Source organism: Clostridioides sp. ZZV14-6154 (assembly GCF_020657785.1).
In the GTDB taxonomy this organism is placed as follows: domain Bacteria; phylum Bacillota; class Clostridia; order Peptostreptococcales; family Peptostreptococcaceae; genus Clostridioides.
This window is the reverse complement of sequence record NZ_JAGWCY010000001.1, coordinates 281,298-302,631: the sequence shown is the minus strand read 5'-3', so window position 1 is coordinate 302,631 and position 21,334 is coordinate 281,298. Positions and strand designations below refer to the sequence as shown.

24 protein-coding genes are annotated in these 21,334 nt (G+C 26.7%); 4 read left to right on the top strand and 20 right to left on the bottom strand.

Going from position 1 to position 21,334, the window contains the following annotated elements; genetic code table 11:
* Positions 1–13: 13 nt before the first annotated feature.
* From accC to KGF45_RS01365, 3 genes are all read right to left on the bottom strand, one after another.
* Positions 14–1,375, bottom strand: a complete 1,362-nt coding sequence (gene accC, locus KGF45_RS01375) for an acetyl-CoA carboxylase biotin carboxylase subunit (RefSeq protein WP_227828039.1) — start codon at positions 1,373–1,375, stop codon at positions 14–16.
* A 15-nt stretch (positions 1,376–1,390) separates the two neighbouring features.
* A complete protein-coding gene (accB, locus tag KGF45_RS01370) occupies positions 1,391–1,843 on the bottom strand; it encodes an acetyl-CoA carboxylase biotin carboxyl carrier protein (protein ID WP_227828038.1) in 453 nt (150 codons plus the stop codon).
* Between the two features lie 268 nt (positions 1,844–2,111).
* Positions 2,112–2,558, bottom strand: coding sequence for a hypothetical protein (locus tag KGF45_RS01365; RefSeq protein WP_227841642.1), 447 nt, complete (start codon positions 2,556–2,558; stop codon positions 2,112–2,114).
* 270 nt (positions 2,559–2,828) lie between these two features.
* On the opposite strand from KGF45_RS01365, the gene KGF45_RS01360 reads away from it, so the two are divergent.
* On the top strand, positions 2,829–3,107 hold the full coding sequence (locus tag KGF45_RS01360) for a hypothetical protein (protein ID WP_227828036.1): 279 nt from the start codon (positions 2,829–2,831) through the stop codon (positions 3,105–3,107).
* A gap of 146 nt (positions 3,108–3,253) precedes the next feature.
* Here KGF45_RS01360 and KGF45_RS01355 read toward each other — a convergent pair whose 3' ends face one another.
* The 10 genes from KGF45_RS01355 to KGF45_RS20360 all read right to left on the bottom strand — a co-directional run bounded on the left by KGF45_RS01355 (position 3,254) and on the right by KGF45_RS20360 (position 9,453).
* A complete protein-coding gene (locus KGF45_RS01355) occupies positions 3,254–3,985 on the bottom strand; it encodes a hypothetical protein (RefSeq protein WP_227828035.1) in 732 nt (243 codons plus the stop codon).
* Between the two features lie 148 nt (positions 3,986–4,133).
* Positions 4,134–4,778, bottom strand: coding sequence for a tRNA (guanosine(46)-N7)-methyltransferase TrmB (gene trmB, locus KGF45_RS01350; RefSeq protein ID WP_227828034.1), 645 nt, complete (start codon positions 4,776–4,778; stop codon positions 4,134–4,136).
* A gap of 139 nt (positions 4,779–4,917) precedes the next feature.
* Entirely contained in the window at positions 4,918–5,238 is a 321-nt protein-coding gene (locus KGF45_RS01345) for a Fe-S cluster assembly protein HesB (RefSeq protein WP_227435162.1), read from the bottom strand.
* A gap of 350 nt (positions 5,239–5,588) precedes the next feature.
* On the bottom strand, positions 5,589–6,275 hold the full coding sequence (locus tag KGF45_RS01340; RefSeq protein ID WP_227828033.1) for an ABC transporter ATP-binding protein: 687 nt from the start codon (positions 6,273–6,275) through the stop codon (positions 5,589–5,591).
* Between the two features lie 26 nt (positions 6,276–6,301).
* Positions 6,302–6,628, bottom strand: coding sequence for an FtsX-like permease family protein (locus tag KGF45_RS20385; protein WP_413840351.1), 327 nt, complete (start codon positions 6,626–6,628; stop codon positions 6,302–6,304).
* A 7-nt stretch (positions 6,629–6,635) separates the two neighbouring features.
* Entirely contained in the window at positions 6,636–7,082 is a 447-nt protein-coding gene (locus KGF45_RS20380) for a hypothetical protein (protein WP_413926575.1), read from the bottom strand.
* Positions 7,070–8,050, bottom strand: coding sequence for an ABC transporter permease (locus tag KGF45_RS20375; protein ID WP_413926574.1), 981 nt, complete (start codon positions 8,048–8,050; stop codon positions 7,070–7,072). Before KGF45_RS20375 ends, KGF45_RS20380 begins: the two co-directional genes overlap by 13 nt.
* On the bottom strand, positions 8,047–8,451 hold the full coding sequence (locus tag KGF45_RS20370; protein ID WP_413926573.1) for a hypothetical protein: 405 nt from the start codon (positions 8,449–8,451) through the stop codon (positions 8,047–8,049). The genes KGF45_RS20375 and KGF45_RS20370 overlap by 4 nt, the downstream gene beginning before the upstream one ends.
* Positions 8,452–8,646: 195 nt before the next feature.
* Complete coding sequence (locus KGF45_RS20365) at positions 8,647–9,054, bottom strand: sensor histidine kinase (protein WP_413840357.1); 408 nt, start codon at positions 9,052–9,054, stop codon at positions 8,647–8,649.
* Positions 9,055–9,099: 45 nt separating this feature from the next.
* Entirely contained in the window at positions 9,100–9,453 is a 354-nt protein-coding gene (locus KGF45_RS20360; protein WP_413840359.1) for a hypothetical protein, read from the bottom strand.
* 497 nt (positions 9,454–9,950) lie between these two features.
* On the opposite strand from KGF45_RS20360, the gene KGF45_RS01325 reads away from it, so the two are divergent.
* Positions 9,951–10,811 (top strand): YitT family protein, encoded by an 861-nt coding sequence (locus KGF45_RS01325; RefSeq protein WP_227828032.1) that lies wholly within the window; start codon positions 9,951–9,953, stop codon positions 10,809–10,811.
* Between the two features lie 168 nt (positions 10,812–10,979).
* On the opposite strand, the gene KGF45_RS01320 is transcribed toward KGF45_RS01325, so the two are convergent.
* Together KGF45_RS01320 and KGF45_RS01315 are read right to left on the bottom strand one after the other, a co-directional pair.
* A complete protein-coding gene (locus KGF45_RS01320; RefSeq protein ID WP_227828031.1) occupies positions 10,980–11,534 on the bottom strand; it encodes a GNAT family N-acetyltransferase in 555 nt (184 codons plus the stop codon).
* 260 nt (positions 11,535–11,794) lie between these two features.
* Positions 11,795–12,682, bottom strand: a complete 888-nt coding sequence (locus tag KGF45_RS01315) for a LysR family transcriptional regulator (protein WP_227828030.1) — start codon at positions 12,680–12,682, stop codon at positions 11,795–11,797.
* A gap of 118 nt (positions 12,683–12,800) precedes the next feature.
* Between KGF45_RS01315 and KGF45_RS01310 the strand changes: the two genes are divergently transcribed.
* Positions 12,801–14,000: a coenzyme F420-0:L-glutamate ligase gene (locus KGF45_RS01310; protein ID WP_227841641.1), complete on the top strand. Its 1,200-nt coding sequence runs from the start codon at positions 12,801–12,803 to the stop codon at positions 13,998–14,000.
* A gap of 139 nt (positions 14,001–14,139) precedes the next feature.
* On the opposite strand, the gene KGF45_RS01305 is transcribed toward KGF45_RS01310, so the two are convergent.
* The 5 genes from KGF45_RS01305 to KGF45_RS01285 all read right to left on the bottom strand — a co-directional run bounded on the left by KGF45_RS01305 (position 14,140) and on the right by KGF45_RS01285 (position 19,862).
* A complete protein-coding gene (locus KGF45_RS01305; protein ID WP_227841640.1) occupies positions 14,140–16,695 on the bottom strand; it encodes an ABC transporter permease in 2,556 nt (851 codons plus the stop codon).
* A complete protein-coding gene (locus KGF45_RS01300) occupies positions 16,692–17,378 on the bottom strand; it encodes an ABC transporter ATP-binding protein (RefSeq protein ID WP_227841639.1) in 687 nt (228 codons plus the stop codon). The genes KGF45_RS01305 and KGF45_RS01300 overlap by 4 nt, the downstream gene beginning before the upstream one ends.
* 83 nt (positions 17,379–17,461) lie before the next feature.
* The gene (locus KGF45_RS01295) at positions 17,462–18,370 is read right to left on the bottom strand and encodes a sensor histidine kinase (protein ID WP_227828026.1); all 909 of its coding nucleotides are present in this window, start codon (positions 18,368–18,370) and stop codon (positions 17,462–17,464) included.
* A gap of 1 nt (position 18,371) precedes the next feature.
* On the bottom strand, positions 18,372–19,043 hold the full coding sequence (locus KGF45_RS01290; RefSeq protein WP_227828025.1) for a response regulator transcription factor: 672 nt from the start codon (positions 19,041–19,043) through the stop codon (positions 18,372–18,374).
* A gap of 174 nt (positions 19,044–19,217) precedes the next feature.
* Positions 19,218–19,862 (bottom strand): TetR/AcrR family transcriptional regulator, encoded by a 645-nt coding sequence (locus KGF45_RS01285; protein WP_227828024.1) that lies wholly within the window; start codon positions 19,860–19,862, stop codon positions 19,218–19,220.
* Between the two features lie 298 nt (positions 19,863–20,160).
* Between KGF45_RS01285 and KGF45_RS01280 the strand changes: the two genes are divergently transcribed.
* Complete coding sequence (locus KGF45_RS01280) at positions 20,161–21,225, top strand: 4Fe-4S dicluster domain-containing protein (RefSeq protein WP_227828023.1); 1,065 nt, start codon at positions 20,161–20,163, stop codon at positions 21,223–21,225.
* The last annotated feature ends 109 nt before the right edge of the window (positions 21,226–21,334 follow it).

Sequence of the window (21,334 nt, the reverse complement as noted above, 5' to 3'; positions counted from 1 at the left end):
ATCTATTTACTCCTTATAATGTAGCAAATTCCTTCTTCATAAAGACATCTTCTATAAATTTGGTATGATGAGTATCTTTTCTAAACTCTTCACTTGTTACAAGTGCCTTTTGGAATTCTACATTTGTATTAATACCTTCTACAATAATTTCATCTAGAGCTCTATAAATTCTATTTATACATTCTTCTCTAGTCTCAGCCCAACATATTAATTTACCTATCATAGAATCATATAAAGGTGGTATAGTATATCCTGTATATACAAAAGTATCAAATCTAACACCAAAACCTCCAGGTAAATTTAATGACTCTATCTTACCTGGTGATGGAGCAAAATTATTTGATGAATCTTCAGCATTTATTCTACACTCAATAGCATGGCCTCTAAAAATAACATCTTCTTGTTTAAAAGGTATTTCTTCTCCATTAGCTATAGATATTTGAAGTTTTATAAGGTCAAGATTTGTTACCATCTCTGTGACTGGATGTTCAACTTGTATTCTTGTATTCATCTCTATAAAATAAAAGTTTTTATCTTTATCAACTATAAATTCAATAGTACCAGCACCGATATAACCTACACCTTTTACTATATCCACTGCAATTTTATGAAGATTTATTCTTTCTTCATCTGAAAGGTATGGGCTTAAAGACTCTTCTATTACTTTTTGATTTCTTCTTTGCATAGAACAATCTCTATCACCTAAATGTATTGCATTTGAATGTTTATCACCAAATACTTGTACTTCTATATGTCTAGGATTTTCTATAAATTTTTCCATATATAAATCGCTATTAGAAAATGCTGCTAGAGCTTCTGAACTTGCCATATCAAAATTTGAAAAAAGCTCTTCTTCCTTTCTAACGATTCTCATACCTTTCCCACCGCCTCCACTTGAGGCTTTTATAATAACAGGATAGCCAATTTCTCTTGCAACTTCTAAAGCTTCTTCCTTAGTTTTTAAAACAGATTCTGAACCAGGAACAACAGGGATATTTAATTCCATCATAGTTTCTCTTGCTCTAGATTTATCTCCCATCAAAATCATTTGTTCTCTTGTTGGACCTATAAAAATAATATTATTCTCTTCACATTGTTTTGCAAATTCAGGGTTTTCTGATAAAAAGCCAAAACCTGGATGAATAGCATCACATTTTAATTTAAGAGCAAGGTATATAATATTTTCTATGTTATTATAACTCTTGCTTATATTATTTGGCCCTATGCAAATAGATTCATCAGCTATATATCTATGAAAACAATCTTTATCTATTTCAGAATAGATAGCAACAGTTTTTATGCCTAGTTCTTTACACGTTCTGATGATTCTAACTGCTATATCGCCTCTATTTGCAACTAGTATTTTTTTTATCAACTTAAATACCTCCTACTACAATGGTTTTATCTTAAATAAAGGTTGATTATATTCTACTAGTTCTTCATTATCAACTAATACTTCAATTATTTCACCTTTAATTTCACTTGTTATTTCATTCATAAGTTTCATTGCTTCTAATATACATAAAGTGTCACCTTCTTCAACTACATCGCCAACCTTGACAAAGCTTTCTGCATCTGGACTTGGAGAATCATAGAATGTTCCCATCAAAGGAGCTACTACTATTGATAAATTCTCATTAGATACTACAGGTGCCTCGTTTACAAATGGCTTTTCTAAAGAAAGATCTACTACCGATTCTTGTTGTACACTTAAAACAGGTGAGCTTGTAACTTCAGTTTTTTTAGATGCTTCTAATTTAAAATCGCTACTTTCAAGCTTTACATATTCTAAGTTAGTTGAGTCTATGACCTTTAATAATTCCTTAATTTCATTGATGTTCATGTTGTTACCCCCTTGTATTATTACCTGGTGCTAATATTATATCACAAAAAGCAAATTTATAAAAGAAAAAGTGCTGACTATAGAATCAACACATTCAGATATATTTTAATTTTAAATTAACAACCAGTAAATTCTTTTGTTTTAATTTTCCATTATTAATATAAATTATAAGTATAAAATGAATAAAATTCAATATATTTTGCAAAATATAATAAAATACAAATTAATACCTCGGGGATTTTTAAGACAAATACCAAAATTATGCAATTTAGACTTCACTTTCTTTCATATTAGTATCATTTTCTTTGTTCTTATATAGTATATCTTTTAATTTAGTGATTAAAATACTACTATATAAGTTAAAAGTCATTAAAATTGCAGGAATTATAAAATAAAATCTAGCACCAATAAATCCAAAAACTACTGTAACAAGTATTAATCTTTTATTTAAAGTAAAAAAGGGTATATCAAAAATACTTTTATCGGATGTATCTGGAGTATAAGAACGTATAATTCCAAAAACCAAAGTTAGCATACAAAGTGGAAGTAATACATAGCTTGAAATTATTCCTAAAAATCCTATACTTTCAAAGTAACTACTAGCACTATTTGTATAAACAAACATATATCCATTTAAATAAGCACATATACATGATATAATACCAAAAGTTCCTCCTAAGGATTGAGTGTACCAATTAAAAAATTTAGAATCCATATACCTCGCCTCCTAAAACTGTATATATAATGATATGCATTTAAATAATGAAATATATCTTTATATGCTCATGAACAAAATTTTATTAAATTTATTAATTTATATTTAAGAAATGCAAAGTATAGTGTAGTATATATTAATGTAGATAAAGTTTTATAGAACTTAATTAAATTATCTTATATGGATTTAGTACAAGTTTAAAAAGTTATATTAGGGTTTTATATTTGATTAAGCTGAAAAATTTATTATAAATGAAGGGATGTTTTCGCTTTGGTAGATACATTAGAGTTTGGTCTTAAAATTTTATTTTTTATATTATCGATAATTTGGATGGGGAAAATAATGATTTTAAGAACTGATAAGCAAATAGTAATTAATCCTTTGCTTATTGGTATATCTGCAGTACTTGTGATGTTGCATACCTCACAAAGTAATATTGAGTTTTTTGGACTAGATGTTCAGTATATAAGAATATTTTTGTATATAGTATATTCATTGATAATTTTAATAGGGATATGGGCTACTAACAAAAGAAATGGGATTTTTTAGATAATCTATTTATAGATATCTAAAGGTTGCTAGTAACAAAACATTAATATTAGTGCTTTGTTACTAGCAACCTTTGCTTTGATTTAATATTGAAATTAAAAATATAATAATTAAATAAGTTATATGAATATACACTTTATTTTATGTTATTTTACATTTACAGTGATTAAAACTTCTTGCGATATATTTAAATCATCTTTGTCATTTAGTATAACTTTCACAACTGCTTGCCCTTTATTATTACCCTTAATAATCATATCTTTACATGAAAGTATACTCTTATCACTTACAGATACCACAAAGTTTAAATCTTTTGGAAGGCTATTAGTTACTTCCCAATATTTGTAATAACTATCAATTTTCTTTGTAACTATTTTTCTCAAATCAATACTCTCACCTTTTGCTATGTCAACATTATGGTATTTAGAATCCAATTTATATTGATTGTCTTTTGTATCAATAAAATTCAAGTCGCAATTTACATCTACACCATTATTAGAAAGAGAATTGACTGTATTATCATTAATTAAATAATTATTTGCAAGATTAATTGAGTCCATATCTTTTAAACCTAGTATTTCTCTAGGAAGTTCCTTTATGTTATTGTTCCAAAAAATAAAATTGTCTATGTTTTCAAGATATGATATACCTTTTAAATTTGAAATATTTTCCCCTGTTGCATAAAATTCTCCATCCAAAGCCTTTATATTACTTATAGTCATTTCATCTGGATTTACATATCGTTTTACAACTGCTCTCAGGTTAGCATCAGGAAAAATATCTTTAAGTTGGTTTTCACTTAAAATCTTATCGTTTGAATTTATTGGATTTAAAGCCGTCGCAGAAATAAGAAATGGTATTAAATTAGCTAAATTCATAGCACCCTCCCACATAAAACAAAATTTTTTACATAGTAAATTAATTTCTATGAGAGGGCTCTGTTTCCTTGTTATATATGCCTACTTTCGTACACTTTATTAATATAAATTAGCATAAATTTCTACTATTAAACTTATAAACATATTACTAGTTACGTTTTTTAGCTTCACATCTAAATATTCGCATTCCTTGTGACATAAATTTATCCTCATACTCTGTTGTAACATTATTTTTATACTCACTACTGCTTAAATCAAGAGAAATATTCTTTAAGAGCCAATTATTTGCAGCAATTTCATTTAAACTAAACTCGAATAATTTTTCATTATCTGTTTTGAAATGAATTTCTCCATTATCTTCTAAAATATTATTATACATTTCTAAAAATCCAGAATGAGTAAGTCTTCTTTTACTCCATCTATTTTTTGGCCATGGGTCACAGAAATTTATATAAATCCTAGATAGTTCTTTAGATTCAAAATAATTTAGAATATCGCTTACATCCGCCCATAAAAATAATATATTATCTAAATTAGAATCATCAGCTTTTTCAACAGCCTTTAAGAGTACTTCTTCCTTTAATTCCATAGCAATATAGTTTATATCAGGATTTTGTTTGGCCAAGGTTGTAATAAATTGACCTTTTCCAGTTCCAAATTCCACATGTATTGGATTATCATTTCCAAACTTTATATTCCATTTTCCCTTTAATTTGTCTATATCTTCCCTTAAGACATATTCTGTATAACTTAAAAGTTTTTCATCTGCACCTTTTTTTCGTCTTCTTCTCACAATAAATTCTCCTTACATATAAAAATTAGTAAAATACATTTTTTATTATACATTATCTTACTTAAAAATAAAAAGAACTCTCTTAAAATAGAAAAGTATTTCTATCAAAGAGAGTTCTCAATATACTAAAAAATCAATTCTAGTGGCACCCTGAACAACCAGAGCATCCTCCTCCACCTTGATCTTTCATGTTTTCAGGAATTACTCTAAATCCAAACCCTGTATCTTCTATAATTATATCTCCATATTGACTGTATTCATCAGAGCTCATTACAAATTGTAATTCTCCAACTTCATAAGTTAAGTCATCTTCTTTTTTCTCATCTAAAGCTAATCCAAAAGAAGGACCTCCACAACCAACACCTGCAAAGTATACTCTTACATTGTTAGGTTTATCTTGATTGTCTTTTAGGATACTTTTTAAAGTATCAATAGCTGTTTCTGGTAAAGTAATTTTCATCAAATCATTCCCTTTCAAGTATTTTATTAAAACAATATCTATTATATACCCATATAACGTATATAATCAATTAGTTTTTGTATATTTTGCCAAAACTTCTATCAATTATTACTTAAACCTTTTAAATATTTCACTGTCTTAAATAAATACCCTGATAATATGTTTAGTAAACAGCAAATAAAATAATTCATATATACTATAATCTTTTATTCATTGCCTTAATATTATAACACATTTAACATAGTCTAATTCATATATACAAAATTTATACAATCTGAAAAGTATGGAAAATGTTTAAGAAAATCTTTAAATTTATTATGTAAAAATTAGCATAATGCATCTACCAATTATTATGCTATTACACCATCTAGAACTGTAATAATACGATTACTACTTTCAGCTGCTTTAGATGAATGAGTTACCATAATTATTGTCTGACCACTTTCTTGATTTATTTTACTGAGTAATTGAATTATTTCTGCTCCTGTCTTACTATCTAAGTTTCCAGTAGGTTCATCAGCAAATAAAATCTCTGGTCTTCCTATTAATGCACGTGCTATTGCAACACGTTGTTGTTGACCACCTGACAACTCACGTGGAATATGTTTACGTCTATCTGATAATCCAACAATTTCCAAAATTTCGTTTAATTGATTTTTATAATCATTCATTTTTTTCCCATCTAGTAATAGAGGTCGCATAATATTTTCTTCAACATTTAAATTAGGTATTAAATTATAGAATTGAAATACAAACCCTATATTTCTACGACGTATTATACTCATTTTATCATCATTAAAATGTGATATATCTGTTCCATTCATATATACATTTCCGCTTGTTGGAGTATCTAGCCCACCTAAAATATATAAAAGTGTACTCTTCCCAGAACCAGACTGTCCCATAATAGAAACGAATTCGCCTTTCATTACCTGTAAAGATATATCTTTTAAAACTTTAGTAGTTATATTACCAACTTTAAATTCTTTAATAATGTTTTTTGCTTCTATGGCTATACTCTTATAGCTTGTTTTCATGTGTTAGCCTCCATTTTTATTCAAATTTAATTTCTTCTACTAATTTCTTCTACTAATTTCATTTTCTTTCCTTTTATAATTGGTACTACTGAACCTATCAATGTTACTGTAATACCTAACATTCCAGTAAAAATGAATATTTTAAAATCTAAATCTGGTGTCATTGAAATCTTTGAACCTGCAACTATGAAAATAGTATTAATTTCTAATATAGATATTAATACTCCTATAACAGCACCAAATAAACCTGATGTAAATCCTTCAATTAAAGTCATTTTAATATTCTGTTTATCACTTTGTCCTACAGATTTATACATAGCTATAGTTCGTCGCTTTTGAATATAGTTTATCAATAGATTATTAACTATACCTACTGTAGCAAGTAATAAAATAGGTCATATTATTCATAGGAGATAAAAAGCTATTTATAGTATTTAAAGAGTCATTGTTGAATTCCTCAACAGTACGACTCCAATTAGATGTATCTCCAAACAAATCTCTTATCTGAATCATAATAGCATCTGGATTAACTGCTGTATAAGCTAAAAATCCATATGTAGTTTTATCGAAATCACTAACCGCATAACTAGATGGTATAACAGCTTCTACATCATTTGCACGAGATTTAAAACTTCCAACTATTGTGTAAAAAAACTCTTTACCACCATTAGATACATTTATTTTATCCCCTACAGAGAAACTTGTTTTTTTAAGTGTATCTTCATTCAAAATAATAGAGCGTTCTTTTTCAAAGGATTTAATTGTTACTTCCTCCATATAAGAATTAGTATAATTTATTGCAAACATAGAACTTTAACATCTTCAATAAATTCTTGATTCATCTCTCCATCTGCGAACCCCTGTAATTTGGCATCATGAAATACATCGCCTATATATGTCTTGACAAAACTTCCTACAACACTTATTGCAATTACAGCAGAAATACTTATAAATAATAATGTAATATTTTGTGTGACATTTTTATTATTTTTCATATTTCTGGCAGCTAATTTACCTTCATTTCCCAAAATCTTTTCATAAATAAATTCAAAGGCTACAGACATAGTATCAGTAAAAATAGGAATTAGAATAATAGTAGATATAATCAACCCTAATAACGAAAATCCTCCAGCCAAATACAAAGTATTTTCAGTTGTTATTCTTGGAAGTAGAATAGATAAAAAAAGTACTATGATACCTATACAAAATATAGTACGATTTGAAATATTCTTTTCTTCCACTGTTCCCAAAACAACATCTTTTATTAGCAACTGGCTAGTCTTTTTTATAGGTACATATGAACTAAGTAGAGAAACAATTATCGCTACTGCAAAAGAAGAAATAATTACTATGGGAGATATTACTGTTGGAATTGATATACCTTGTTCAAGAGAATTACCAAGACCATGAAGCATAAAATTTAAAACAACTATACCAATAGGAATCCCAAGTAATCCTCCAACACTTCCATACAATATACTTTCAAACAGTAAAATATTAGTTACTGTTTTTTTATTAGCACCAATACTTCGAAATGTTCCAATGATTGGAAGACGTTCTAATATAATTACCTTGTAACTACTATATATAATAAAAATACTCATAGTTAATGCAAAAAAACTTATTAGAAAAAATGGCATTGTTTTCTGTCTAGCATCTGCAATTATCTTAGCTTCATTTACAGTATTTGATACTTTATATTCTTCAGTTGAAATTTCTTCTGATAATTTATTTACCAAATTTTCTGTTGTTATATCGTCTTTTGGCTCTATCAAAATTTTTGTATATCCGCCATATTATTTCCATTTACCAATAGTGGCTTATTAATTTTGTTTAGTTGTGGTAAGTTTGCTGCTATAATATTGAATGATTCATAATATCCATCTTCATGATAAACAGCAGAGCTTTCTAATATTCCAACTTTTGATTTTATGGAACTTAAATCTGGTATATCTTCTAAACTAGTTAATTTATTTGAATCTGTACTTTGAACAGCTATTGTTGCAGTCCCAGCCATACCTCTTGCCATTTTTCGCTGTGCACTTTCATAAGACAATCCAATTGAAAAGGAAACGAAAAGTAAAACTGTTGATAAAATTATGGATAGCAACATAACTGCTGTTCTTATTTTTCGTTCTTTAATATTTGTTAAGATATACTTTAATATAATTTTCAAATTTACACCTACTTTCTTGATTTAATATAACTCTAAAGTTCATTAATGCTAATTAATATTCCATAAATAAAATCAGCTGAAAGAGTTTTTACTTATGTAATGATAATCATTAAATCTCCTCCTAAATAAGAAAAGGTTGATAACTACCATATAAATATGATAATTTATCAACCTTAATATATCTTTTACTTAACCTTAATTGATAGGAAAGGAAATATGAAATGTAGTTCCTAAAGATAAAATACTTTCAACTGATATAGTTCCTCCATGAAGTTCAATAATTTGCTTTGTTATTGCCAACCCCAAACCAGTTCCTTCTATTTTTTGTTCTGTATTAGTGCCACGATAATAACGATTAAATAAATTTGATACTTCTTCCTCTGTCATTCCTTTTCCATTTCCATTATCTAAAACAGTTATATTAATTTTATCATCTACCATTACATTCAAAGAAACTTTGGTACCTTGACTTCCATGCACAAAAGCATTAATAATCAAATTACTAAATGCACGCTTTAGCAGTGTAGAATCAAAAGTAAATTTAATATTGTCAATGTTACTGTCAAATTCAATTATATTAGTTCCATATTCTGGATAATTCAAAATATCAATGGCTAACTCTTTCAAAAACCTTATCAAGTTGCTATTTTACTTATTCAACGGAATCATACCATTTTCTAATTGATACGTTAACTTTAAATCGTTAATAAGTGTATTTGTATATTCTATATTCTTAAGCATGATAGAAGCATATTTCTGTACTTGTTCATATGAAAGAATATCAGATTGTTTTATTTGTGGTTTATTATTTATAAATATAATTTGCTCAGTAAAACTTTCCATAAAGTTTTGAGGCCAGTCACTACGTATACTTTTTCCATTTGGATGTTGGACATTAATAAGTGATAATAAAATTCCTATTGCAGTTAAAGCCAGACAGAAAAGCACTAAGAAAAAAATAATGTACGAGTAAAATATTGTCTTATATCCAGACTTACGCATTTAATCAACTCTTTTCTTAAACTTATATATTTGTGTTTTTTAACTATTTTTAATGCAAATATTCTTAAATATGATACTTCTTAAATTATATGTGTATAGTTTCATATTATCAAGTTATCTGTTTTATTTAATAAAGCACTATGACAATATACAAAACAGTGACGATATATAAAACAGTTTAAAATTACTTATCAAACTATCTAAATCTGAATACAAAATAATATGTGTATATTAATGAAAATAGAAAAGCATATCATAGAACCACTTTTATAGGGGATACTTTAATAAAAGAATTAAAAATTATAACATATAAAAAATTTCCACTAAAAAATAATTGTGTTAGAAGAATGACAGAAAATCATGTATTTTAGAAATATTTTACAAATATTAAGAATAATAAAACACTTGAAATTGCTTATGTCAAGAAATTTTATATAATATAAACTGGTCAAATATGTTATAATATTAAATTGTGACAAGTTCATGGAGGTGTTTATATGAAAAAACAAAAGTCGCCAATTTTACTTGAAATGCTTGGGTTATTTTTTGGTTGTATATCAATGAGTATTGGTATAAATATGTTTTTAAAACCACATACAATTGCTCCTGGAGGGCTTAGTGGTCTATCTTTAGTATTAAATAAAGTTACAGGACTTCCAGTATCAGCTATCATGTTAATCATAGGTGTCCCATTAGTAATACTTGCCTTTAGAATTATGGGTACAAAAAATTCATTAAAAACGTTATTTGGGACAGTCGTATTCTCTGCTATAGTCCAATTGACAGACCCACTGTCAAAATTGAGATTAACTGATGACTTACTACTATCTGCTATTGCAGGAGGAATTTTGGTTGGAATAGGTTTAGGAATAATGTTTAAATCAGATGCTTCTACTGGAGGAACAGATTTAATTGCACTTATACTTAGTAAAAAGTTTCCAGGGATAAAAGCTACAAAATTTATGTCTTGTTTAGATGGAATGGTCGTTATATCTTCTGGTATAGTAAATCGTAGTATAGAAACGGGCCTTTACTCTGGGATAGCACTTTGTGTCTTAATAAAAATAGCAGACATGATAATGGAAGGATTTGATCATTCAAAAGCATTTTTTATTATTTCTGAAGAACCTGAAAGTTTAAGACAAGCTATAACAAAAGAACTTGATAGAGGTCTTACTATTCTTGATGGTAAAGGTGGTTATACTAGAGAAAATAAAGAAGTACTACTTGTTGTAGTTTCTAAAAAACAAGAACTTTATCTTAAGAGATTAGTTAAAAAGACTGACCCTACTGCATTTGTTATTGTTACGGATGTACATGAGGTTCTTGGAGAAGGATTTAAAAACTTAGAAAATTAATTAATAAGTTATTTTATAACTTTGTTTATATATTTTTTAATAACTTATAGACGCCAAAATCATATTATATTAAAGTGTGAGTATATTAATATACTAAACCTTTTTAGTGGATATAATATGATTTTGGCATTGTTTTTATCTAACTCTTATTAGAACACTAAATACTCATTATTTTTTTAATTCATACTGATAACAAGGGACATTTTTTATTGTGCTTCCAGTATGAATTTTTTTGATATATTTTCCTACACATTTAAAGCCCAATAAATCTAATGATTTTGTAGAATTTGTATTTTCTTCATAGGTTATCGCAATGATTTTATTTAGATTTAGCTCCCTAAATCCATATTGTATTACTCTTTTAGTTATTTCAGTAGCAAAATCATGCCCCCAATAATTTGGATTAATACATATGCCTATTTCTGCTTCCAATGCTTTTGGATTTATATTATTAAATCCCATATTCCCAATAACTTTATTATCTCTTTTGTATACTATTGCAAAGTGACCTATTTTTCCTTTTTTATATGGATTTAAAAAAAATGATTTTATAAATTTTCTTGTATCTTCTAAAGACTTATGCTCACTAAATGGTAAATGTTTTACTACTACTTTATTTTTATAACAATCAAAAAAATCTTCAGTATCATTTAATGATGCAGGTCTTAGTATACAGCTTCTAGTTTCTAAGGTTTTCATTTGAGGATATTCAGAATCAGACATTTCTAATCCTCCTTTATACATTAATCTAATATACTGTTCATATTTAAAATACGATATTAATTATATAAATGTGCTCAAATTAACCTTATTTCTAATTTTAATAATAATTAGCTTATTATAAATCTTTCAAATCTAAAACATTGTTAGTAATAATAGAAGCTCTATAGTAGTTCTATTTATTGTAAGATACATGTATATGTAGGTGTTTCTCATTTTAATTTATTTTTATTAAACTTATTTTAGAATTGCTAAACACAAATTTACATATTATTAGATATCATACTTAGAAACTCTTTCGTTGCTAGTGATAGAGATATATTTTTTAAATGGCAATAACCTATATTTCTCTTAGGTATTGGTTCTTTTATGTCTAATTTAAATAATTTTCCACTATTTAAGTAATCTATGCTAAATTCTTCTATAACACAAGATACTCCAAGATTTATATATGCAAATTCTAAAAGTAATTCATGAGAACCTAATTCTATATCTGGATTTAGTTTTATACCTTTTGATAAAAAATATTCATTTACATAAAGTCTTGAATTTGCTTTATTTTCTAACATTATCAAAGGAAACAAATTTAATTCTTCTAAAGATATTTGTTTTCCTTTGTATTCTATGTAATCATTTGCACATACAAATATGTCATGTATCTCAATACATTCGACGATATTTAATGTCTCATCTTCTATTGGCATATTTATGATTGCTATATCAATATTACCATCTTTAAGTAATGATATAAGTTCTCTACTAGTTCTATTTATTGTAGATACATGGATATGTGGGTATTTCTTATGAAAAATTTCCAAATACTTTAATAGAAAAAAACGTGCTGCTGTATCTCCTACTCCAATTTTTAATGAACCATATTCCAATTTTTTAAATTTATTTATTCTATCTTCTCCTGATGCAATTAAGTTTAATGCAGTAGCAACATGTTCGCTTAAAATTTTCCCTTCTGGAGTTAACTTTACACCTTTATTATTTCTATAAAATAATATTGTATCTAATTGTTCTTCTAATTGTTTAATTGACTGGCTTACAGCTGGCTGTGACATAAATAATTCTTTGGCAGCAAGAGAAAAGCTTTTATGACTTACAACTGCATTGAAAACTTTATATAATTCAAGTTTTACGTTCATACATAACTACTCCTTATATCAAATATTAGTATTATTTATTTTACTTATGATTATATTTGAATTATAATATACATGGTACTAATATGACAATATTAATTCTTTAGGAGGATTTTAAATAATGGATAGATTAGTTGGAACTGTTTCAAGAGGTGTTAGAGCACCTATTATAAGACAAGGAGATGACTTAGTTAAAATAGTTGTTGATTCTGTTTTAAATGCATCAAAGAATGAAAACTTTGAAGTTAGAGACAAAGATGTAATTGCTGTTACAGAAGCTGTTGTTGCTAGAGCACAAGGAAACTATGCTCATGTTGACAATATAGCAAAAGATGTAAAAGATAAATTTGGGGATGATACTGTTGGTGTTATATTCCCAATTTTAAGTAGAAATCGTTTTGCAATATGTCTAAAGGGTATTGCAAAAGGATGTAGAAAAGTTGTATTAATGTTAAGCTACCCTTCTGATGAGGTTGGAAATCACTTAATAAGTCTTGATGAACTTGATGACAAAGGAATAAACCCTTGGTCAGATGTGTTAACAGAAGAAAAATATAGAGAGCTATTTGGATATAATAAACATACATTTACTGGTGTTGATTATGTTGATTATTATAAAAATTTAATTAAAGAGTGTGGAGCAGAAGTAGAAATAATTTTTGCTAATAACCCAAAAACTATACTTAATTACACAACAAGTGTTTTAACTTGTGATATACATACAAGACAGAGAACAAAGAGAATTTTAAATCAAAATGGTGCTAAAAAAGTATATTCTCTTGATGATATAATGACATCAAGTGTAGATGGCAGTGGATATAATGACCAATATGGACTTTTAGGTTCAAACAAAGCTACAGAAGAAACTGTAAAATTATTCCCTATAAATTGTGATGAAGTTGTAAATAAAATTCAAAGCAGTATAAAAGAAATTACAGGTAAAAATGTAGAAGTAATGGTTTATGGAGATGGAGCTTTCAAAGACCCTGTAGGAAAAATATGGGAGCTAGCTGACCCAGTAGTTTCTCCTGCTTATACAAAAGGCTTAGAAGGTACTCCAAATGAGGTAAAATTAAAATATTTAGCTGATAATGACTTTGCTGACTTATCTGGAGATGAGTTAAAAGAAGCAATTTCAAAATACATAGTTGAAAAAGATAATAAATCTGATGATTTAACAGGAAATATGGTTTCTCAAGGTACTACTCCAAGAAGACTTACAGACCTTATAGGTTCTTTAGCAGATTTAACTTCTGGAAGTGGAGATAAAGGTACTCCTATTATTTACATACAAGGTTATTTTGATAACTATACAAAATAATATATTTTAAGGCATTTTATATAATTTATTTAGATTAAAAACTAATATAAACCTCTTAACTGATATAACTTTACTGTATATCAATTAAGAGGTTATTTAATATTTACATAGTTTAATTTATTAATCGTTATTAAAAATTTTAATCTCTATTTATTTCTGAAATAATATCACTCTTTAATATTTGTTTTACTGGAATGATAACTGCAATAATGCTAATAGTAATATTTAAAATAATCATACCCATGTATAGAGACATACTTATATTAAAGACTGGATTTATATATAAATATACGCGTTTTACTATAAAATAAATCATGGATTGCCCAATAATACTTCCAATTACCATTATAATACTTGCATATAATCCATATAAAAAACCTTCCCTCATCATCATAATCAAGAACTTATTATCTGTGATTCCCATAGCTCTTAAAATTCCAAATTCATGTCTTCTTGAAAAAACTAAATAACTCACTGTATTGATAATATGAAACAAACTTATGCTTAGAAGTACAAATACAATCCCATATATAAACAATAATTTCTGGTTTAAATAAATATTATTTTTTTCAATAGCAATGGTATAATCTGTCACAATACATCGTTTTATATTATGTATAACATTTTTTATTTCTTTAGCTACTTCCATGCTATTGCTTTCTTTCATCTTTTTTATACTGGCCATATTGTAATTTATGATATTAAAATTACTTTCCATTTGTTTATTTGTCATAACTATATCCATACCATAATCGCCAATAAAGTATATATTATTTGCCATTACACGTTTTATAGTAGCAGCAACTACAAATTCTTTTACTGTATAATTATTTTTATCTTCTTCTTTAAACTTAATAATCTCATCTGTAGGTTTCATTGTTTTTGGTACTTTAACTTTGATAGTATCTCCTGGCTTTACGTCAACTGCACCATATATACCAGTACCATCCATAGGAAGTCTAACAATCACTTTGTTGTTTTTAACCATGTCAGAATTATCAATTTTTCCATCAATAATATAAGGATTTAATCCTTTTAACATATCAGCATTATATCCATAGATATTTGTCTTTAAGAGATGTCCCCCATCACTTTGTTTAGTGCAAATTCCATTGAAAAAATTCTTTATTCTGTAATCTTTTTCAAGAGGTTTAAAGAAATTTTTCCAAAGTAATTGCTCATCTCTAATGTGTATACCTCCCAAAAAATACCTTACTGGGTAAATACTTGATACTCCTTCTACTTCGTTTAGTTTTGAAATTTTATCTTTTGGTATTCCTACATCAAAATCAGTTGTTTGCATAGCTATTTGATAGTCAGAATTTAAACCATCATCGGCTTTCATTGTAAGTTCATTATTATTTCTGGTAAGTTGTATAGAATAGCTAGAACATAGAAAAATAATTCCCCCAAGAGCTAATGAACACAAAATTCCTATAAACATTCCTTTTTTTTGAGTCATATATTTATGAGATAATACTGCTGTCATGTTAGAAAACTTTATGCTTTTTATATCTCTATTTTGTTTATTAGTAACTTCAAAATTTTTCATTGACTCAATACTAGAATATTTGTTTAGTTTATATACAACTTGTATAGTGATTAAAATTAACAATAATGCTAAGAATAAAAATCCTAAGTAAATAGATTTATCACTTATAAAAAATGACCCTGAAATAATATCGCTACCTAAGAATATATGAGGAAATTGTTGATGTATTGTTGAAGCTACTCCTATTCCTAAAATACACCCTATAGGAAAACCTACTATGAAAAGTAAAAATAATTCTAAAAACAATAGTAGTAAAAGTTGGTTATTATTAGCACCTAACACTTCTAAAACGCCATATTGTGATACTCTTTGAAGTATAGAAACATGGAAAATACTATATACTGCTGCTGCACTAAATATTCCAATAATTAAAATAATTGCATTTGTATTTAACTTTAAAGAATTTAAGAATTGAAATATACTATATCTTTCAAAAGTTATTGGAGGTTTTACACCAAATTCACTTGATAAATTCCAGTTTACATGGGAACTTTTTTTCGATATATTAAATTCTCTCATAAATCTAGAACTTTGTTTTTTTATATTTTTATTTTCATCAAATTTTACATAAACCATATAATTACCATTTTCTTCAGAAAATGTAGAACTATCTACAAAGCCCTCCAAAGTAGTTTCTGGATTTAAAAGATTAGATAAAATCCCACATAACTTATAAGTTTTTCCGTCTAATTTTATCTCCGTTCCAATTTTCTCTTTTAGATTTAAATTATTTAATGAATAGGTATCAAGCGCTATTTCTCCTTCTTTGCTAGGAAGCTTTCCTTTTAATAATTTTCTACCTGTCATATCTAAATAAGATGAATCCACATTTAAAAACTTCATAATGAAAGGTTCATCTATAGAACCTTTAGTATTTGTTATACCAAGTCTGTTTACAGTGTATTCATTTGATTTTTTGTTTTTCTTAATTTTTTGTAGTTGTTTATTATCTACCTTAAAATAAAAATGATAATCTCCATTATCTTCTCTTATTTTCTCAATTCTACTTTTATTTGCACTATGTACTAGAGAACCAATTCCTGTTAATAAGGCTACTGATAGTACGATACTTAAAATTATAGATATAGATTGTTTTTTATAATGTTTAATATATTGAATTGCAAACTTCATTAAAGATATCATAGTATTTCACCGCCATTATTTACTACAATTCCATCTTCAATATGTATAATAGAATCGCATATTTGTGCTATATTTTCATTATGTGTTACCATAAGTATTGTTTGGTGAAATTTTGCACTACTTTCTTTTAATAAACATACTACTTCCATTGTGGTCTTACTATCAAGGTTTCCTGTTGGTTCATCAGCTAGTATAAGTGCAGGTTTATTTGATAAGGCTCTAGCAATTGCTACTCTCTGTTGTTGTCCACCAGAAAGTTCACTTGGAAATTTTAGACGCTTATCCCAAATTCCTAATGTATTCATTAACATTTCAATATAATCATGGTCCACATAACTTCCTTTATCTAATGTAACAGGAAGAGCAATATTATCATAGACATTTAATACTGGTATTAAACTGTAATTTTGAAATATAAAACCTATATTCCTTCTTCTAAATACAGTCAAATCCTTTTTTCTTAGTTTAGATATGTTTTTCCCTTTAATTATTACATCTCCTGATGAAGGGTTATCCAACCCACCTATAATGTTTAATAATGTACTTTTACCAGACCCAGAAGTTCCAACTATAGCAGTAAATGTAGCCTGTTCAATTTCTATGCTTACTCCATTTAGAGCATTGACCTTGTTTTCATCTTCTCCATAATGTTTTACTAAATGATTCGTCACTAATATACTCATTTTATTTCTCCTTTCAACATAACTTAAAGTATAAGTTCTTATAAGATATTGTAAGTGACGATAATTACACCCATCCTACAAAGTTAATTTAAACTCTTACAATTTTGTAAGAAGATACTAAAACAACTTCCTCTTCCTAATTTAGATTCTACTATAATATTTCCATTTTCCTTTTCTAAAATTAATCTTGTAAGATATAGACCAATTCCTGTACCATTTTGATTTTCAACATTTTTACTTCTATAAAATCGTTTAAAAATATTGTTCAATTCTTTACTATCAATACCTATTCCTTCATCTTTGATTATAATTTTAGTATATAGTTCCATTTTTTCTACAGAAATAGTAATTATACTATCTGATGGTGAATATTTTATTGCATTTTCTAAGACATTTACAATTGCCTCTATAGTCCATTTCTTATTATGAAATAACTTTATATCTGAAAATGTTTCTAAATTTATTTTTATGTTTTTAGATTCTGCTTTATTAAAAACAGTACTGATACTTTGAACAATAGTATCTTTAATCATCAATTCTTCTGTTTCAAATCTAATAACTCCATCTTCTAATTTGGTCATCTTAAATAGAGATTCTAACAACCAGTCAATTTTAAAAGTTTGATTTTTCATTTTTTGTAAGAACTCCACTTTTTTTGATGTAGGAAGATTCATATTTTCTAAAAGTTCACAGTAAATGGTAATATTTGAAAGTGGTGTTTTTAATTGATGTGACATATTTGAAATTAAACTTTTAATTGCTTCTTTTTCTGATTTTGACTGCTCTACTTCTATTTCTATCATATCTTTAACTTTTTTTACTTGATAAGAAATTTTTGATACTCTTGTATCTTTTGTATCTGGATAAGAAACTTCTTTACCTTCCAATAATTGATTTAACATTAGACTCAATTCATCACATGTATTTTGACTTTTTTTAATAGTTATTATAGATATAATTATCATACATATCGCAAAAAATAGAACCAACATATTATTCTACCTCATTCCATAGATATCCCATTCCATAAGCTGTTTTTATATACTTTGGATTAGATGGATTATCTTCTACCTTCATTCTAAGTCTTCTTATATTTACAGATACAATATTCTCATCAACATAATTTTCTTCACTATCCCATATATGATTTAAAATTTGTTCTTTTAATAATATTTGACCTTTATTCTCAATTAAATAATTAATAAGCTTATATTCTACAGCACTAAGCTCCAAATCCACTTCATTTTTATATACTTTTAGTGAATTTTGGTCTAGTTTTATTCCATTAGAATATATCACTTTATTATTTGATTTTTTTCTTATTGCTACTTTAACTCTCGCTTTTAATACAGATAGAGAAAATGGTTTTGTGATATAATCATCTAGCCCTATCTCTAATCCTGTTACCTCATCGATTTCTGAATCTCTTGCAGTAAGCATTATAATTGGAATGTCTGATTTTTCACGTATTTGCTTACATACATCAAATCCATTTCCATCTGGCAAGTTACAATCTAAAATTATAAAATCTATATTTTTATTATTAAATACATGTAAGCCTTCTTGTTTTGTATAAGCTTTTAAAACATTAAATCCTTCACTTTCAAAAGCATAAAAAAGACCCTCATTTAAATTTGTATCATCTTCAATAATTAATAAATTCAAATTTTCTCCTCCTTATATTTTTATTTTTAAACTTGTAAAATAGTATTTTCTTGCTCTATCTTATTAAAAAATATATAGATACACTTATTTTACTAAAAAAACTGTAATTAAATTTATTTTTTCTCAAATTTAATTACAGTTTTTTATTTATAGATTATTTTTCTTATTTATAGGTTATTTTTCTTTAGAACATTCTCTATAAAATGCTTTAATTAATTTTAAGTCGTTATCAGCTATAATAGGTACACCACTTGCACTTAATAAATTAGCTAGACATTCAATACGTTTGAAATGTTTTTCTGTACTTTCACTAAATAATACTGGGTCTAACCAAATATTTATTAATATTATAAATACTTCAGACATTTCATCTGGATAATCAGTTTTAAAAACGCCTTCTTCAATACCTTGTTTTATTAAGCAAGATAATAAAGGAGTCATTTCAAGCGTAGATGCTCGTATACTCTTTATAAAGAAGGTAGGTTTTTTTTGAGAGCACATATAATCAATCAATTTCTTTCTTATTTCTGAGCTAGATATACATAAGATAAACGCAGATATTTTTTCTCTAATCGTAAAGTCAGAATTATGTAATATTAACTTTAAATTTTCTATCTCTACTTTTAAAATATTTGATATAATCTCTTCGAACAGGACTTCTTTATCTTTAAAATGATAGTATACAGATTCTTTAGATATATCAAGAGTATCTACGACTTGTTGCATGGTTACATCATCATAGTCACTTTCTTCAAATATTTGCCATGCAACTTCTAATATCTGACTTCTTATCTTATCAGAATGCTTATTTCTTGACATATAAATTCACTTCTTTCTTTATCAATTTGTATTAATTCTTAGTATATTTATTATAATAAGATTTTTTACAATATGTCAATACACTCCATTTAAAGACAATAAATCATATTTATTCTTAAATTTTTTATTATTTATTATTAATATAATTTATATGTAAAAATATTATAAAACTTGTATAAATACAAATTATTTAATTTAACGACGCTTAAATTGAAAATATAACCTTATTCTTATATAATTAAGTTATGTAAGGATAAGGTTATATTATTTAATTATACTTTTACTAGGGGGAATAGAATTGAAAAGGGTTGATGAAAGAAATACTATGTTTGCAAGAGCAAATTATAAAAAAAATGGTTTTGCTTATAATGACTATTATGAGAAAAATCCTAAAAAAAAAGAAGTTGATGATAGTATAAGAAGTAGACCAAATTTATGTAGTGAAGGAACTATGACTTATAATGAGATAAATTCTCCAATGGCAAGTAGTGCATTTGACTTTTTATCTGATATAAAATCACTATGTGAAGGAAAAATTTGTGACAATAAAGTAGATGTAGATGCAAAGTCAATGACTAAAAAGATAAAAGGGTTTGCAAAGCAATATGGAGCTTCTGTGGTTGGTATAACTAGATTAAAAGACTACCATATTTATACAAATAGAGGAAGACATGAAGAAAACTACGGTGAAGAAGTTAATCTATCTCATAAATATGCAATTGTATTTGGATGTGAAATGGATAAAGAAATGATAAACAGAGCCCCAATGATATGTGAAGTTATAGAAACTTCAAAATGTTATGTAGATGCATCTATTGTCGGTATGATTTTAAGTTACTACATAAGAAACCTAGGATATGATGCTAGAAATCATATGGATGCTAATTATCTAGTAATGCCTGTTTTTATAGCTCGCGATGCTGGATTAGGTGATATAGGGAGAAATGCAATACTTACAAATAAAGATTATGGTTCTAGACTTAGACTAGGGGTTGTCACTACTGACATTCCACTTATAGAAGATGAATATGTTGATTTTGGACTTGAAGACTTTTGCAAAGTATGTAAAAAATGTTCTTTTAATTGCCCTTCTCACTCACTTTCTAATGATATTAAAATTGGTGATGATGGAAAATATAATTGGGTGATTGAACATGAAACATGTTATATTAAATGGAGATATCTAGGCACAGACTGTGGTATGTGTATATCTGCTTGCCCATTTAGCCAAAACCTTGAAACTATAAAAAACACTACTTCTTTTAAAGGCAATAATGAGCTTATTGAGAAGGCTTTGGATGAATATACTTCAAAATTTGGTAAAAGAATATTTGTACCTGGAAATCCATCTTGGTTAAAATAATTTTATATATTTAATAATTAGTCTGTTCTATGATAAATTCTAGGGCAGATTATTTATTAAATATTTTATTTATATAAATAATTTATATTATTTATGACAATTTAGCAAC

Bases quoted from the DNA above. Each gene is read 5' to 3' on its own strand.
- accB (WP_227828038.1), bottom strand. From the start codon at position 1,843: ATGAACATCAATGAAATTAAGGAATTATTAAAGGTCATAGACTCAACT.
- KGF45_RS01365 (WP_227841642.1), bottom strand. From the start codon at position 2,558: ATGGATTCTAAATTTTTTAATTGGTACACTCAATCCTTAGGAGGAACT.
- KGF45_RS01355 (WP_227828035.1), bottom strand. From the start codon at position 3,985: ATGAATTTAGCTAATTTAATACCATTTCTTATTTCTGCGACGGCTTTA.
- KGF45_RS01345 (WP_227435162.1), bottom strand. From the start codon at position 5,238: ATGAAAATTACTTTACCAGAAACAGCTATTGATACTTTAAAAAGTATC.
- KGF45_RS01340 (WP_227828033.1), bottom strand. From the start codon at position 6,275: ATGAAAACAAGCTATAAGAGTATAGCCATAGAAGCAAAAAACATTATT.
- KGF45_RS20380 (WP_413926575.1), bottom strand. From the start codon at position 7,082: ATGTTTGCAATAAATTATACTAATTCTTATATGGAGGAAGTAACAATT.
- KGF45_RS20360 (WP_413840359.1), bottom strand. From the start codon at position 9,453: ATGCGTAAGTCTGGATATAAGACAATATTTTACTCGTACATTATTTTT.
- KGF45_RS01325 (WP_227828032.1), top strand. From the start codon at position 9,951: ATGAAAAAACAAAAGTCGCCAATTTTACTTGAAATGCTTGGGTTATTT.
- KGF45_RS01320 (WP_227828031.1), bottom strand. From the start codon at position 11,534: ATGTCTGATTCTGAATATCCTCAAATGAAAACCTTAGAAACTAGAAGC.
- KGF45_RS01315 (WP_227828030.1), bottom strand. From the start codon at position 12,682: ATGAACGTAAAACTTGAATTATATAAAGTTTTCAATGCAGTTGTAAGT.
- KGF45_RS01310 (WP_227841641.1), top strand. From the start codon at position 12,801: ATGGATAGATTAGTTGGAACTGTTTCAAGAGGTGTTAGAGCACCTATT.
- KGF45_RS01305 (WP_227841640.1), bottom strand. From the start codon at position 16,695: ATGATATCTTTAATGAAGTTTGCAATTCAATATATTAAACATTATAAA.
- KGF45_RS01300 (WP_227841639.1), bottom strand. From the start codon at position 17,378: ATGAGTATATTAGTGACGAATCATTTAGTAAAACATTATGGAGAAGAT.
- KGF45_RS01295 (WP_227828026.1), bottom strand. From the start codon at position 18,370: ATGTTGGTTCTATTTTTTGCGATATGTATGATAATTATATCTATAATA.
- KGF45_RS01285 (WP_227828024.1), bottom strand. From the start codon at position 19,862: ATGTCAAGAAATAAGCATTCTGATAAGATAAGAAGTCAGATATTAGAA.